The sequence below is a fragment of the Microvirga lotononidis genome (genome assembly GCF_034627025.1).
Classification (GTDB): Bacteria; Pseudomonadota; Alphaproteobacteria; order Rhizobiales; family Beijerinckiaceae; genus Microvirga; species Microvirga lotononidis.
This window is the reverse complement of sequence record NZ_CP141048.1, coordinates 2,555,195-2,569,209: the sequence shown is the minus strand read 5'-3', so window position 1 is coordinate 2,569,209 and position 14,015 is coordinate 2,555,195. Positions and strand designations below refer to the sequence as shown.

The 14,015-nt window shown below is 60.5% G+C and carries 12 protein-coding genes; 1 reads left to right on the top strand and 11 read right to left on the bottom strand.

Annotated features, from left to right (window positions below):
* Positions 1–16: 16 nt before the first annotated feature.
* On the bottom strand, positions 17–1,336 hold the full coding sequence (locus U0023_RS12090; RefSeq protein WP_009491466.1) for an extracellular solute-binding protein: 1,320 nt from the start codon (positions 1,334–1,336) through the stop codon (positions 17–19).
* Between the two features lie 35 nt (positions 1,337–1,371).
* A complete protein-coding gene (locus tag U0023_RS12085; RefSeq protein ID WP_009491468.1) occupies positions 1,372–2,754 on the bottom strand; it encodes a sn-glycerol-1-phosphate dehydrogenase in 1,383 nt (460 codons plus the stop codon).
* A gap of 248 nt (positions 2,755–3,002) precedes the next feature.
* On the opposite strand from U0023_RS12085, the gene U0023_RS12080 reads away from it, so the two are divergent.
* On the top strand, positions 3,003–4,004 hold the full coding sequence (locus tag U0023_RS12080) for a sugar-binding transcriptional regulator (RefSeq protein ID WP_009491471.1): 1,002 nt from the start codon (positions 3,003–3,005) through the stop codon (positions 4,002–4,004).
* A gap of 198 nt (positions 4,005–4,202) precedes the next feature.
* On the opposite strand, the gene U0023_RS12075 is transcribed toward U0023_RS12080, so the two are convergent.
* The 9 genes from U0023_RS12075 to U0023_RS12035 form a co-directional block, all read right to left on the bottom strand.
* On the bottom strand, positions 4,203–4,517 hold the full coding sequence (locus U0023_RS12075) for a DUF4387 domain-containing protein (RefSeq protein WP_009491472.1): 315 nt from the start codon (positions 4,515–4,517) through the stop codon (positions 4,203–4,205).
* An 11-nt stretch (positions 4,518–4,528) separates the two neighbouring features.
* Entirely contained in the window at positions 4,529–5,887 is a 1,359-nt protein-coding gene (locus U0023_RS12070) for an acyclic terpene utilization AtuA family protein (protein ID WP_009491473.1), read from the bottom strand.
* Between the two features lie 240 nt (positions 5,888–6,127).
* Positions 6,128–7,111, bottom strand: a complete 984-nt coding sequence (locus U0023_RS12065; protein WP_009491474.1) for a sigma-54 interaction domain-containing protein — start codon at positions 7,109–7,111, stop codon at positions 6,128–6,130.
* 106 nt (positions 7,112–7,217) lie between these two features.
* Positions 7,218–8,288, bottom strand: a complete 1,071-nt coding sequence (locus tag U0023_RS12060) for a C45 family autoproteolytic acyltransferase/hydolase (RefSeq protein WP_009491475.1) — start codon at positions 8,286–8,288, stop codon at positions 7,218–7,220.
* On the bottom strand, positions 8,288–9,286 hold the full coding sequence (locus tag U0023_RS12055; protein ID WP_009491476.1) for an ABC transporter ATP-binding protein: 999 nt from the start codon (positions 9,284–9,286) through the stop codon (positions 8,288–8,290). The genes U0023_RS12060 and U0023_RS12055 overlap by 1 nt, the downstream gene beginning before the upstream one ends.
* Entirely contained in the window at positions 9,283–10,272 is a 990-nt protein-coding gene (locus U0023_RS12050; protein ID WP_040638424.1) for an ABC transporter ATP-binding protein, read from the bottom strand. Before U0023_RS12050 ends, U0023_RS12055 begins: the two co-directional genes overlap by 4 nt.
* 1 nt (position 10,273) lies before the next feature.
* Entirely contained in the window at positions 10,274–11,176 is a 903-nt protein-coding gene (locus U0023_RS12045) for an ABC transporter permease (RefSeq protein ID WP_009491478.1), read from the bottom strand.
* A complete protein-coding gene (locus U0023_RS12040; protein WP_009491479.1) occupies positions 11,173–12,180 on the bottom strand; it encodes an ABC transporter permease in 1,008 nt (335 codons plus the stop codon). Before U0023_RS12040 ends, U0023_RS12045 begins: the two co-directional genes overlap by 4 nt.
* A 37-nt stretch (positions 12,181–12,217) precedes the next feature.
* A complete protein-coding gene (locus U0023_RS12035; RefSeq protein ID WP_009491480.1) occupies positions 12,218–13,741 on the bottom strand; it encodes an ABC transporter substrate-binding protein in 1,524 nt (507 codons plus the stop codon).
* Positions 13,742–14,015: the final 274 nt, after the last annotated feature.

Sequence of the window (14,015 nt, the reverse complement as noted above, 5' to 3'; positions counted from 1 at the left end):
GTGCCGCTTCATTCGATCAGTACTTGCCCTTGTTAAGCCGCTCGTACTGGCGGAGAACTTCGTTGCCGCGCTTTACGGCATCGTCCATCGCCTGTTGCGCATCCTTCTTTCCGGCGAACAGCGCCTCGACTTCCTCACGCTGTGCGAACATGGACTGCGTGAAGTTGCCGAAATGGAATCCGAGGGAGTTGTCGGTCGGCGTACCACGGTTGAGCTGCTGAATGGCGATCTCGCGCGTAGGACTCTCCTTGTAGTAACCTTCGAACTTCGCCATCTCATAGGCCTTGTTGGTAAGCGGGACATATCCCGTCGCCTTGTGCCACCAGAGCTGCGTCTCGGGCTTCGCGAGATAGTCGAAGAAGGCCGCAATCGCTTTTTCCTCCTCCGGCTTGTGGCCTTTGATCACCCACAGCGCAGCACCACCGATGGTGCTGTTCTTCGGCTGCACGCCTTCCTCCCAGGGGAGGAAGGTCGCGCTCCAGGCGATCTTCGAATTGCGCTCGATTCCACTATGCGCGGCGGTCGACGCGAAGTAGGTCGCGCATTTCCCGGACGTGAAGAGCTGCTCCGGGCTGAATCCTTGGCCGGCAATCTGAAGCACGCCATCATCGAGCCACTTCTTCAGGCGGGCCACCTGCGGCACCACGAGCGTCTTGTTGTAGACGAACTCCGTGTCGAGCCCATTGTAGCCGTTCGCCTTGGTCGCATAGGGCTGGTCGTTGATGGCGCTGTAGTTCTCGATCAGGCTCCAGTGGTAATCCGTCGCCAGCGCCGTCCCGCATTCGGCCGCGCCGGATTTCTTGATGGCGTAAAGCTGCTTATCGAACTCGCCCCAGGTCTCCGCCGGCTTGTCGAACCCGGCCTTCTGGAACTGGTCCTTGTTGTAGAAGAGGATCGGCGAGGACGAGTTGAAGGGCATCGCCGCGAGTTTGCCCTTGTAGGAATAGAACCCGGCCACCGGCTTGATGAAATCGGACCAATCCACCTTGTGGCCAGTCTTGTCCATGAGATCCTGCACCGGGACGATGGCGTCCGAGAGGAGCATGGTCATGAATCCCCGCTCGTAGATCTGCACGATGTGGGGCGGACGCTTGGCCCGATAGGCCGCGATGGTGCTGTTGATAACCTCGTCGTAGTTGCCCTTGTTCACCGCGACGACCCTGTACTGGTCGTTGGACTCGTTGAACTTCTTGGCAAGCTCTTCGACGCGCTCTCCGTTGACGCCGTTCATGGCGTGCCACCATTGCACCTCGACTGGCTCGGCATAGGCGGCACCGGACATGATCAGGGTCAGCGCTCCGATGGCTATGCGCGGTATCGTCTTGTCATTTCTCATTATGCTGTCCTCCCATTTGTTCCTTGTCTCGCGCTTCAGGGCATCGAGACAGCGATCCCCTGCCCTTTTGAACGCCTTCCCCAGAAGCCTTCACCAGCCATGAGGGCGGCAATTCCCTTGTCGAGCCAACCCAGATCGTCAAGAAGATCCAGGATGGTGAAGCGCCGGCGGATCAGCCGTGCGCGCCGATATTCCTTCGCCAATTGCGCCAGTGGCAGCCCGAGGTCGCCGGGATGTGCTGCGGCGCCGGCCGCACGAAGCCACGTTTCCATCTCGTCGGGCGCAATGCAGTACCGGCGCAGCTCTTCGCGCAGGGCCGGCCAGTCAGCGGCGAGCGTCGCAAGGCGTTCCGCTCGGCGCGGAGCCCTCTCCATCTTGACGCGCATCTCCGTCCGCGCAGAGTCGGCAATATGCCGATCCGTGAATGCCGCTTCGATTTCAGCCTCCACAGCCTCGGGCGTTGATGCGGCGCCCCGCGCTTGCGCGACGACGTTCTCATCGATGTGCTGCCCCAGGAACCACTCGTAAAGGGCGAGGATCGCGACGGTCCCGATCCCCACGCAGGCACCGTGCGCGGCAGGCTCCCCCTCGTAGGTGAGGCGTTCCATTTCCCACACGTGGGAAATGAGATGTTCCGCTCCGCTCGCCGGCCGCGAATTGCCGTGCGCCTGCATGGCGAAGCCCGAGACAAGCAGGCCGTTCACGAGGTCGCCCATGGCTGCAGGATTGCCGGCTCCGATCGCATCGGGCTGCGACAGCCATCCGCGGACATTGTCCTGCACAAGGGCGAACGGCTCGTGATTGATCGGTTCCTCGCCGAGCAGATCGGCCAGTTTCCAGTCGGCACCGGCGACGATCTTTCCAGCGAGGTCGCCATAGCCCCAGCCTGCCATGCGGGCAGGAGCGCGCGCGATCACATCGAGATCGGCCACGATGCTGACGGGCGGCGCGCAATCCAGCGTGCGCTTGAAGCCGTCGTCGAGCAAGGCGGCGCCCGAGGCCGCGTAGCCGTCCATCGAGGCCGCCGTCGCGACGCAGACATAAGGAACGCCGGCGATTTCGGCCGCATACTTCGTGAGGTCATTGATGACGCCCGACCCGACAGCGACCGGGATCGCTCCCTGCGCCTTGATCGCATCGGCAATGCCCCTCGCGAGGGACGCGTGAGGCTTTACCCGAGGCACGGCCTCCAGAAGGATCGGCTCGATGTCCGCAAGACCGACCTGTCCGAGGCTCGCGAGCGCATCGCGGCCTGCGGCCTCCATAGTATTCCGATCAGCGATGATCATCGGCACGCGGCCTCCCGCGGAGCGAACCGCATCGGGCAGAAAGGCAAGCGCCGCGGAGGAGACGAACACCTGACGTGTCGTCGTCGCCCTTCGTACCGCCTCGTTGAGAACCTGCGCCTGACCTGCCATCAACCCCTCGCTCGCGATACATTTGAATATCATGTATTACATTTGTATGACATTGACAATGGGCGCTTTCGGCCCTTGCTCCTGCCGAAGGATTTGTTCGATGATCGCTGCGATACTTTGTTCCACTCCCATGATGGCCCTCCCATGATCGAAGTGCTTTGCAAGAGAAGGCTCGAACCGACACAGCTCTGCGGAAGCGCCTCGGAGGCCGGATCCAGGCTTTGGACAACCATGTTAGGCTCGCGACCATGCTGAAGACGGATGACAACGCTCTCGAGACCCGCGTCGCGTGGCTTTACTTCATGGAAGGGATGACGCAGGCCGACATCGCGGAGAAACTCGGAATGACGAGACTGCGCGTGAATCGGATGCTCGTGGAAGCGCGGACAAGCGGCCTTATCAGCATTACCCTCAATTCGCGGTTCGCCACTTGCGTCGAACTCGAACAGATCCTCATACGCGAGCACGGCCTTAAGGATGCCGTGATCATTCCAACGCCGGACGATGCGAATCTCGTTCCGGTCCTGCTCGGGCAGGCGGCGGGCGAGTATCTGTCGAATTTCCTTGACACGAATCACGTCAAGGGGCTCGGCCTAGGCTGGGGCGCGACCCTGCGCGAGACCATCCGCAACACGCGGCCGGGCCGCTATCCGGAATTGTGCGTCAACTCGATGATGGGCGGGCTGACCCATGGGCTGGAACTCAACACTTTCGAGACGGCGAGCAGTCTTGCCAACCTGCTGAATGCCGAGTGCCAATATCTGGCTGCGCCTATTTATGCGGGGAGCCCTGCATCACGCGACATCATCCTGTCACAGGACGTGTTTCGCGAGGCATTCGAGCGTATTTCGGCAAACGATGTAGCCGTTCTCAGCATCGGGGATCTGTCGCTCCGCTCCCTGTTGATCCGCTATGGACTGCCGCGAGACGTGCCCGTCGAGGAACTGCTCGCCCTCGGCGCGGTCGGCGACATTCTAGGCCAGTTCTACGATCATGAGGGTCGGGTTATCGACCATCCCCTGAACCTGCGTGCCATTGCGCTGCCGCTTACCGAACTCTCACGCATTCCGACGGTCATTCTCGCATCCGGCGGGCACAACAAGATTCCTGCCATTGCGGCAGCTCTGAAGGCTCGCCTCGCTTCCGTAATCATCTGCGATGAGAACACGGCCAGGACCGCACGGGATCTCGCTCTTGCCAAGGAAGCGCCCAGCAAGTCACAAACAGGAATGCGCAACGGCCGCCCATAGCCAATCGCCTGGACGACATGTCGGCCATGCGTCTGTTCACTCGAATGGACGGTAACGATCCGGGTGCCGTGGCTTTCCCTCGGCATCCGAATGGTGGGCCGTCTGGGCGCTTGGACCTCTCCAGGCCATCGCGCTGCCAACTCCAACCGACGGTCGCGCGGCAAGCACTGCCTGTCCGGTCGATGGAACCGGATCGCGTTAGATATCGACCTTCACTTCCAGCAGCGGGGCATACTGCTGCGCTCCAAAAATATCAGAGTCTCCCGCACTTCCACTCGGACGTCGCCGGAAGATTGTAAACTTGATAGCACAGGCAGGGTCGTACTCCACGAACTCGGCGATGCGGCTTTCCTCGATTCCGTAGAGTTTCGCAACCGTTGTGGGTGTAAGCGCCTTGCTCCGCAGGACCTGCTCATAGATGCCACGGTCCGTGAAGATGATGTCGAACGTGATCTTATCGACGCCGGCATTCTTGCTGCGAATGGTTTTTGCGAGGTCTGACAGTTTTTTCATGACAAACGTCCTCAGGCGCCGACGGTGACGGTGTGGGTCGGAAAGAGTTCGAGTGGATCGTCGACGGCAAGCGTATGATTGACCGTCCAGCGATAGGCAGGCGATGCTTTCAAGACTTCATCCAACACGAAGGCGACACCGCCGGCCGTACCCTTCACCTCAGGCAGGCGGGCATAGAAGAGCTGACGCGTGCCGGTCATGCAGACCTCCTCCGCCATTTCCTCGGTCGGGGCGACGCCCTGCACGACGATGCAGAGTTCGTGAGCAGGGGTCTTCACAGGCTCAAGTTCTCCCATCACGCCGTTCTTGCCATAGACACCGTAGTGCAGCTCGTAGCCCGATTGGCCGAAGCGCTCGAATACCTGCGCCTGCGCCCACGCAATGACCTCGTCAATGTGAGCAATGGTATAGGGGTCGCGGATCGAGGCGATCCCGATGAAACGCTCGCCGACCTTGCCTGCGCCTTCAAGCTTGACTCGGATCCGCTCCGCCGGGACGAAGCGCTGTCCTGTGACACGGGTCGTTCGCGGGTCGATCTGCTCATAGTGACAGTCACGCATGTCCAATCGCCCGCCTGCGACGAACTCATCATAGGGGTTCGAACGTTCATACATTGCATGGCCGGCCACCGAGGCGATGGTACAGCGCTGATCAGGGTGCATGGCGGTTACCGTCACGCCATTTCCGTTCACCGCGCCGAGCACGGTCTCCTTCGCGCCGTAGGGCTCGGCGCAGAAGGATGCGCATTCGAGAACCTTGCCGAGGTAATAGGCGTCGGCCTCGGTCGTGCCACGATGAAGGGCGGCCGCTGCGAAGATCGCGCAATCGCTGGAGCGACCACCGATGATCACGTCGCAACCCTGTTCCAGTAACTTGCGGTAAGGATGAACGCCTGCCATGGCGACGATCCGGTTCGTCGCATCGAGTTCGGCTTGGGTCAGAGGATCGCGCCCGTCGAGACCAAGCACCGGCTCGTCGCTCCCGATGGCGCTGCGCACCCGATCCTTGTCGACCTCGGAGTAGAAGTAGCCGAGCTTGAAGGGCGCGAGACCATGTTTCTTCGCGAGCTCCTGGATGATCGCCACGTACCGATCGACCCGACTGTTCGTCCCCGTGTCGCCTGCGGACCCGATGATCATCGGAACGTCGATCCGGCGGGCGGCCAGCAGCATGGCTTCCAGGTCTTGGCGCTGCCAGGCCTCAGGCGACGTTGACGTATCCGTTCCAAGAGGCACGGGGCCAATATCGTCACTTCCGGAATCCGCCGCGATATAATCCGGTCCTGCCGCCACGCCACGCTGGAAGCTGTCGGGCTTGAGAGGAGCAAAGCCCAAATGGCCATTCGGGCAAATGATTTTTATGGACGGCATGATGGGCATTCTCCGGTAAGCGTCACAGCGCGACGATCGGGATTAAGCAAGTCTCATGCCAATCGAATATAGTCGATCTAACTTATTGAATTTATTTGAAGATATTTATTTTCCGAAGACAAGTCTCCTCCTGCACGCTCCAGGGTTTGCGACTTCCACGCATGCCCGCGCGGGATACGCGCGCCTAGAGCCTTTTTCGGTGAAGTGGATGAGGTTCGCCGTCAAAAAGGCGACTCGGCTCTAGGCGATGTCGAGCTTCAACATCTGATGCCGAAGGGCGTGGCGAGACAGGCCCAAGCGCGTCGCCGCTTCGGTCAAGCTGCCATTGGTCGCCGCCAGCATATGGCGAATGAGCTTGATCTGAAAAGCTGTGGTCGCCTCGTAGTAATCGACACTTCCTTTAGTGATCGCCTCTCTGATTTCGGAGGGCTGCTCAGTCTTCTCGCCCTCTTTGATGTCCCGCAGGATACGGGCGGGTAAATGCTTGAGCATGATCGTATTCTCATCCTCAAGGATGAAGATGCGTTCGAGCAGGTTCTCCAGCTCGCGCACATTGCCCGGCCAGCGGTAGCGCCGAAAAATATCGACGACCTCCGTGTCCAGGCCCCGGATGACGCGCCCGTAGCGGCTGGAAAGGCGGCGGAGAAAGTGCTCAGTCAACACGAAGATGTCATCGCCTCGTTCCCGCAGGGGCGGAACATTGATGGCGACGACTTGCAACCGGTAATAAAGATCTTCGCGGAACCGACCCGCATTCACTTCCGATAGAAGAATGCGGTTCGTAGCGGCGATAAAACGGACATCGACCTCCACAGGGCTGGTCGCCCCGACGCGACGGAGGCGCTGCGTGTCGAGCACGGTCAGCAACTTCGCCTGCATGACCAGGTTCATGTCGCGAATTTCATCGAGAAAGATCGATCCGCCGTTTGCCACCTCGATCAGTCCGGATTTCCGGGAAACGGCCCCGGTAAATGCCCCCTTCTCGTGGCCGAACAGCTCGGATTCGAGAAGCTGATCAGGGATCGCGGCGCAATTGACGTCGATGAACTCCTGAGGTCTTCGGGGAGATTGCTGGTGTACGAGACGGGCTATAAGCCCCTTGCCCGTGCCTGTTTCCCCGTAGATGAGAACGGCGCGTGCCGCACTCTTGGCAATTCGTTCGATGAGACGTCTGACTTCGAGAATCGAGGCATGTTCGCCGATCAAACCTGCTTCGTAGGCCACGCTGGTCCATCCCGGTTAGGGCCCTATCAGGCGAAGTGGACCCGGGTTCGCCGTCCGAAAAGGCACAGAAACAAAGAAACCCAAACCCGATTTCGGGTGGGCGGGTCTAGGGCCGGCAGTCGAAGGAACTCCACTGGCCGGCACAGGGTTCACGGGATGAAAAGTAAAGGCGAAGCTCGGCCGGTGCAAATATAGAGGAGGAGATCGTCCGCGCATGATCATCCTGCCCATGGCGGCACAGGGCTTCCTCACTGCTTGTCGTGTGGCCCCCCATCAGAGCGACGATCTCGGAAAGAGGCGGACAATCGTCCTGGTCTCCAAGCCACGCCTCGATCCGAGCGTAACGCCCTTTCGTGCTGGCCGCCATAGGATCGCTCGCCGCCGGGAGCCATGATGAGGCGCATGCCGACGATACGAAGTGGTTCGTCCGCACCACATAGGGCCCGGTTTCAATCGAAAGGGCCTTGTGCCCCAACTCGACGGCGGCGCAATCTCCCGACGCATCCGCCATGACAATCGTACCTCCCCCTGCATGCGGCGTTTCAGCGATGAGTTCCAGGGCCTCTTCCACGGAGCCGCAATTCCAGAGAAGACGAGTCATGAGAAAATAGCGCAGGAGACCCGGGCCATGATCGCTCGTCGAGACGTGGGTATCGACAAGGGCGAAGCCATGCGCGTTCATGCCGCTGGAAAATGCCCCGGGGCTACCGAGGCTTCCGACGCAGAGGATGGCCCTACCCGGCCGTTCCGGATCCCGATGAAGAAAAACTCTCTGCAGCAGGGCGTGCTCGCCGCGATAGTCGCGGTTCTTGACGAGCACAGGCCTGCTCGTCGGCGATGCTCCCCAACTCCAGGCGGAGCAGCCATCCGTCGCGAAGTCGGCGAGAATTCCCAGGTGCAGATAGGTAAAAACGGTGTCGAAGCTTCTGTCGAATCCGTCAGCGATGCCTCTCACCTCCGCTGTCGATTCAGGATCGAGAACCTCCAGTAGACGCGCCTGCTCATCCAGGAAGGATCGTATGGACGGCTTTTCCAACAATGCCCCTGCCCGTATGAGACGCGTGTCGATTGCGCCCTGCACGGCGCCACGCAATGGCTCACCGCAGAAAGCCTGCATCCGTCCGCGCATGTATGCATCGCCCGTCAGCAGAATGGGGGAACCAGGTTCTACTTTCATCACGATGCACCCGCCAAATGACAGGCTGCCTTCATGCCTCCTCCGACATCCCGAAGAGCTGGGACCTCATGACGGCAGCGTTCGATAGCGAAGGGGCAGCGCGTATGAAACTTGCAGCCGGGAGGGGGCGCCAAGGGAGAAGGCAAGTCGCCGGTGAGCTTCACCCTATCGCGTTTCACTCCTGAATCGATCTGTGGCACAGCCGAGAGGAGAGCCTTGGTATATGGGTGCTTCGGCGACCTTAAGACGTCGCGACTTGGACCTATCTCGACAATGTCACCCAGATACATCACGGCGATCCGGTCGCTCACGTGACCGATGACGCCGATGTCGTGCGAGATGAACAGATAGGTTAGCCCCAGCTCACGCTTGAGCGATCCCAGGAGTGCGATGATCTGCGCCTGGATCGAGACGTCCAGAGCTGAAACAGGCTCATCGCAGACGACGAAGCTCGGATTAAGGATCAGCGCTCTGGCGATTCCGATACGTTGGCGCTGCCCACCCGAGAACTGATGGGGGTAGCGGCCTAGATGGGCACTCTTCAAGCCGACGCTTTCGAGCATCACAACGACTCTGTCCCGGATCTCCCCGCGCCGGGCAATGCCATGGAGCGACAGCGGCAAGCCGACGATGTCTTCGACCGATTTGCGCGGATTGAGAGAGGCATACGGATCCTGGAAGATGATCTGCATGCGGCGGCGCAGGGCCGTCATCTCCCGATGAGGCAATTTCGTGATGTCGCTTCCCTCGAAGCTGATGCTGCCAGCAGTGGGCTCGTGCAAGCGCAGGACCGTCCGGGCAAGCGTCGACTTACCGCAACCGGATTCGCCGATGAGGCCGAGCGTCTCTCCTGCCCGAACCGAAAAGCTCACCTTGTCAACCGCACGGAGGTCGAGCGCAGGCTGCCGGGCAAGTCTTTGCATGAAGCCGCTGTTGAGGTGATAGACCTTTTCGAGGTCGCGGACTTCGAGGAGAGGAGGGCTCTGCGCATCGTTCATGACAGGCTCTCCTCGACCCGGATGCAGCGCACCTGCCGGTTCGGCCCGGCAGCTATCATCGGGATGTCGGACCGGCAGCGAGGCATGCGCTCATCGCAGCGATCATGAAAGCGGCAAATTCCGCCGAGTCCGATAAGTTCAGGGACCTGCCCCTCGATCGGCTTAATGGGTGCATCAAGATCCGACAGACGTGGGATCAAGCCAATGAGGCCGCGCGTGTAAGGGTGTTTGGGCAGGCTGATGAGTTCATGAGTCGGACCCGTTTCGACGACTTGGCCGGCATACATCACCGCGACTCGGTCGGTGTGCTCGGCCACAACCCCGAGATCGTGCGTGATGAGAACCACGCTCATGCCGAGTTCGCGGCGAAGATCCCCGATCAGATCGAGCACCTGCGCTTGGATCGTAACATCGAGAGCGGTCGTCGGCTCATCCGCGATCAGCAGCTTCGGGCGGCAAGACAGGGCAATGGCGATCATGATGCGCTGACGCATGCCGCCTGAGAACTGATGCGGATAATCGTCGATCCGCTTGTCGGGAGCTGGGATGCCGACGAGCCGCAGCATCTCGATGGATCGGCATCGTGCGGCTTCCTGGCGTCCCTTCCGGGGGAGATCCGAAGCGTGCGCGAGCAGGACCTCCTCGATCTGCTCTGCGACCGTGAGAGCCGGGTTGAGCGCAGTGAGCGCGTCCTGCATCGTCATCGCGATGTCGCGCCCGCGCAGGCGGCGCCACTGCTCGGCCTCGAGATGTCTCAAATCGATGCCATCGAAGCGGATCGACCCGTCGGCGATATAACCCGGAGAACGCACGAGGCCGATGACACTGGCGAAGGTCACGCTCTTCCCGGAGCCGCTCTCGCCTACGATGCCGAGACACTCGCCGGGATAAAGGTCCAGATCGACCCCATCGACCGCCGTCACCAATCCCGCGCGGGTGGGAAAACAGGTCTTGAGATTGCGGATCGAGAGGAGAGGCTCCGGCATCTCAATCACTGAACTTCGGGTCAAAAGCATCGCGCAGGCCCTGGCTTGCCACATTGATCGAGAGGACGAGGATGAGGATGGCGATGCCTGGAAAGGTGCTGACCCACCACGCATCCAGGATGAAGCCACGTCCGTCGGCCACCATCGACCCCCACGATGCGGTCGGCGGCTGAACGCCGATACCCAGGAAGGACAGGCTTGCTTCCAGGATGATCACGTGCGCCATCCGGATGGTGGACACGACGATCACCGGCGAGAGGATGTTCGGCAGGATTTCGCGGAACATGATGTGAAGGCGCGGCGCGCCGATCGCCCGGGCTGCCTCCACGTATTCCATCTCGCGAGCGGCGAGCACCTCGCCGCGAACGACGCGCGCAGGAACGACCCACTCTTTGTAGACCAGGGCCAGGATAATGTTCTGCAGGCCCGGCCCCATCATGGCCATCAGCGCAATGGCAAAGATGAGATAGGGAAAACCGAGAAGGATATCCACGACGCGCGAGATCGCGATGTCGACCCACCCTCGCATGTAGCCCGCAGCGAGACCGAGTACCGTCCCGATGGCTGTCGCGATGAGGACGACGGCCAATCCGATGGTAATCGAAACCTGGGAGCCGTAAATGATGCGCGAGAGGATATCCCGGCCAAGCGCATCGCACCCGAGGACATAGCTCCACTCGCCCCCCTCCATCCAGGCTGGAGGCTGAAGACGGCGCAGAAGATCCGTCTCATAGGGATCATGAGGCGCAATCCAGGGTGCCAGGATTGCCAGCAGAACGAAGATGAGAACGGCGATCGCAGCCGCAACGGAGAATCCATCGCTGGAGAAACGTTTCACGCTCTGCCATGTCGGAGTCTCGGCCTGCTCCGGCAGGGTAGCGGGTGCTTGAATGGCGGCACTCACAGGCGAACCCTCGGATTGAGCAGCGTGTAGAGGATATCGGCAACAAAATTCAGCAGCACGTAGGTGACGGCGTAGAGCAGCACGGCCGCCTGCACGAGGGGATAATTGCGAACGAAGATACTCTCGACGACCAGGCGGCCGAGGCCGGGCCAGCCGAAAACGGTTTCCACCACCATATTGCCGCCGAGGAGAGAGCCCGTCTCGATGGCCGCGACGGTCACGGTAGGCACCAGCGCGTTCTTGAGAGCATGACGCCAGAGAATCCTGCGGCGCGAGAGGCCCTTGGCCTGGGCGAAGACGATGTAATCGGACCGCAGCACCTCCAGCATCGCCGCCCTTTGGACGCGGGTGAGAACGGCGGCCATGGGAAGCGCCAATGTGAGCGCGGGGAGGATCAGATGTGACAGAGCGTCGGCGAAACAATCAGGCCGTCCGCGCAGCAAGCTGTCGATGGTCATGAGCCTGGTGATCGGCGCCACCTCGCAGGCGAAATCCATGCGCCCCGAGACCGGCAGCCAGCGCATCTGCACCGCGAAGAGAATGATGAGGATGATTCCGAACCAGAAACCCGGAAGGGAGACGCCGAACAGCGAGCCGATGGCAGCGAGCCGGTCGACCAGACGGTTCTTCTTGACAGCCGCAGCGACGCCGAGAGGAATCGAGATTGCGAGAGCCAGAAGCAGCGCCGCGAGCGTCAGTTCGATGGTTGCCGGAAGACGCTCCGCAATGACGTCGAAGACCGGACGGCGGTGGAAGAAGCTCAGGCCGAAGTTTCCCGTTAGTGCATTTCCGAGAAAAATGCCGAACCGCTCCAGAGCCGGACGGTCGAGCCCCATATCATGGCGGAGCACCTGAGCCTGCTCAGCGGTAGCCTGCTGGTCGGCCAGCATGATCTCCACGGGATCGCCCGGCGTCAGGGCCATCATCACGAAGACGATGACACTGACGCCGAGGAGGACCGGCAGGAGCTGGGCGATGCGACCTATGAGCGCCAACGGTTTCATCGGGCTCTTTCTCCTTGAGCAGGTACTGGGCCGGAGCCTACTTCACACAGGCATCGTGTAGGTTGATCTTGCTGTCTGCGCTCGGCTCCCAGCCGCTGACGCGCTTCGAGACGCCATAGATATCCTGAGGCAGCCAGAGGAAGATCCAGGGAGCGTCCTTGTTCACGATCACCTGCGCCTTCTTATAGAGATCGACGCGCTTGGCTGGATCGAGCTCGACATTGGCGGCATCCAGCAGCGCATCGACTTCCTTGTTCGAATAGAAGGCGCTGTTGCCGCGATCTCCGGTCTTCAACGTCGGCACGAAGATATCGGCCGGATCGAGGGAGCCGTTGCCCCAGGAGGTGAAGTACATGTCGCCGGTCTTCTCACCTTTCGGAGCCCATTTCGCTCGCAGCGTCGAGCCTTCGCCGACATTCACCTTGGCACGGATGCCGGCCTTCGTCAGCATCGAGGCCACGGCCTCCGTCATCTCCTTGAAAGCACCTTCGGCATCGATGGTCACGTCGACGCCGTTCGGATAGCCAGCCTCTGCAAGGAGCTTTTTCGCCCTCTCCGGATCGAAGCCATAGGCAGGAAGATCGGGATTGTAGCCGAATGCATCGGGGCTCATGACACCGTTGAGGGGAACAGCGGTCCCGAGCAGGACCTTGTCGATGATAAGGGCTTTGTTGACCGCCATATTGGCAGCTTGGCGTACGCGCGGATCGTCGAAGGGTTTCTTCGCATTGTTCAGGGCAACGAAGAACGTGCGCGTGCCATTGGCCTTCATCACCTTCGTGTTCGAATTGGCCTCCACCTTCTTCATGTCGAAGGGAGGCAGTTCGTTGATGATGTCAACCTCGCCAGCGAGCAGAGCGGCGACGCGGGAGGCATTCTCCGGAATGATGCGGAAAATAGCGCGGTCGACGCAAGCCTTCCCAACGGGAGGGATGTCGGTCGCCCCACCGTAGTATCCATCAAAGCGCTCCATGATGATGGAATCACCCTTGCGCCATTCCACCAACTTGAACGGACCGGTACCGTTCGTCTTCGTCGCAAGTCCCTGCGATCCCACCTTCTCGGTGAAGGCCTTGCTCACCACTTCCTGGAAAGGAAGCATGGCGGGCAGGATCGGCCATGGCTCGCTCAAAGTGAACCGAACCGTCCTGTCGTCGACCTTCGTGATCGACTTGACGGGGCCGACGAGATCCTTGCGTGGACTCGTCTGTCCGTCCATGGCGCCATCCTTGGTGAGGCGCTCGAAGGTGAAGACGATATCGTCCGCAGTCATCGGAGAGCCGTCATGGAACGTCACACCCTGCCGAACCGTGAAATCATAGGTCAGGGGATCGACTTGTTTCCAGGATTCAGCCAGTTCCGGAACGACCTTCATCTTGGCATCGCGGGTCAAGAGACCGTCGTAGATGTTCCGAATGATGGTTTCCGTTTCGCGTTTACGGTGGTTGGCAGGATCCAGCGTCAGTGCGTCCAGGGTAAACCCAACCCGAATTTCGCTTGCAGCCGCGTGAACGGACATCGCTGCCGTGATGACAGCCGTCATTGTGAGAGCTTTGAACATTCTTCCTCTCCATTCCGCGATCGGTGTTCCCTGAGCTTATGCTTACGCGGACACGGCAAAGCTAGCAAAAATCGTGCCACCTAGGCGCGCAGACGATTTTGAACTTATATCAGCCACTTAATCGACTCCCTCCTCGTCCGCCCCTATATACCGGGCGTGAGAATCCCGCGTTGCGCGCAGATTACACCCATATCCGGAAGCGCCTCGATCCGCCTCTCTGGAATGCTATGTCCATGACAACTGTCAAGTTGCGCGTGGCCGTTTCGGGAAGCCA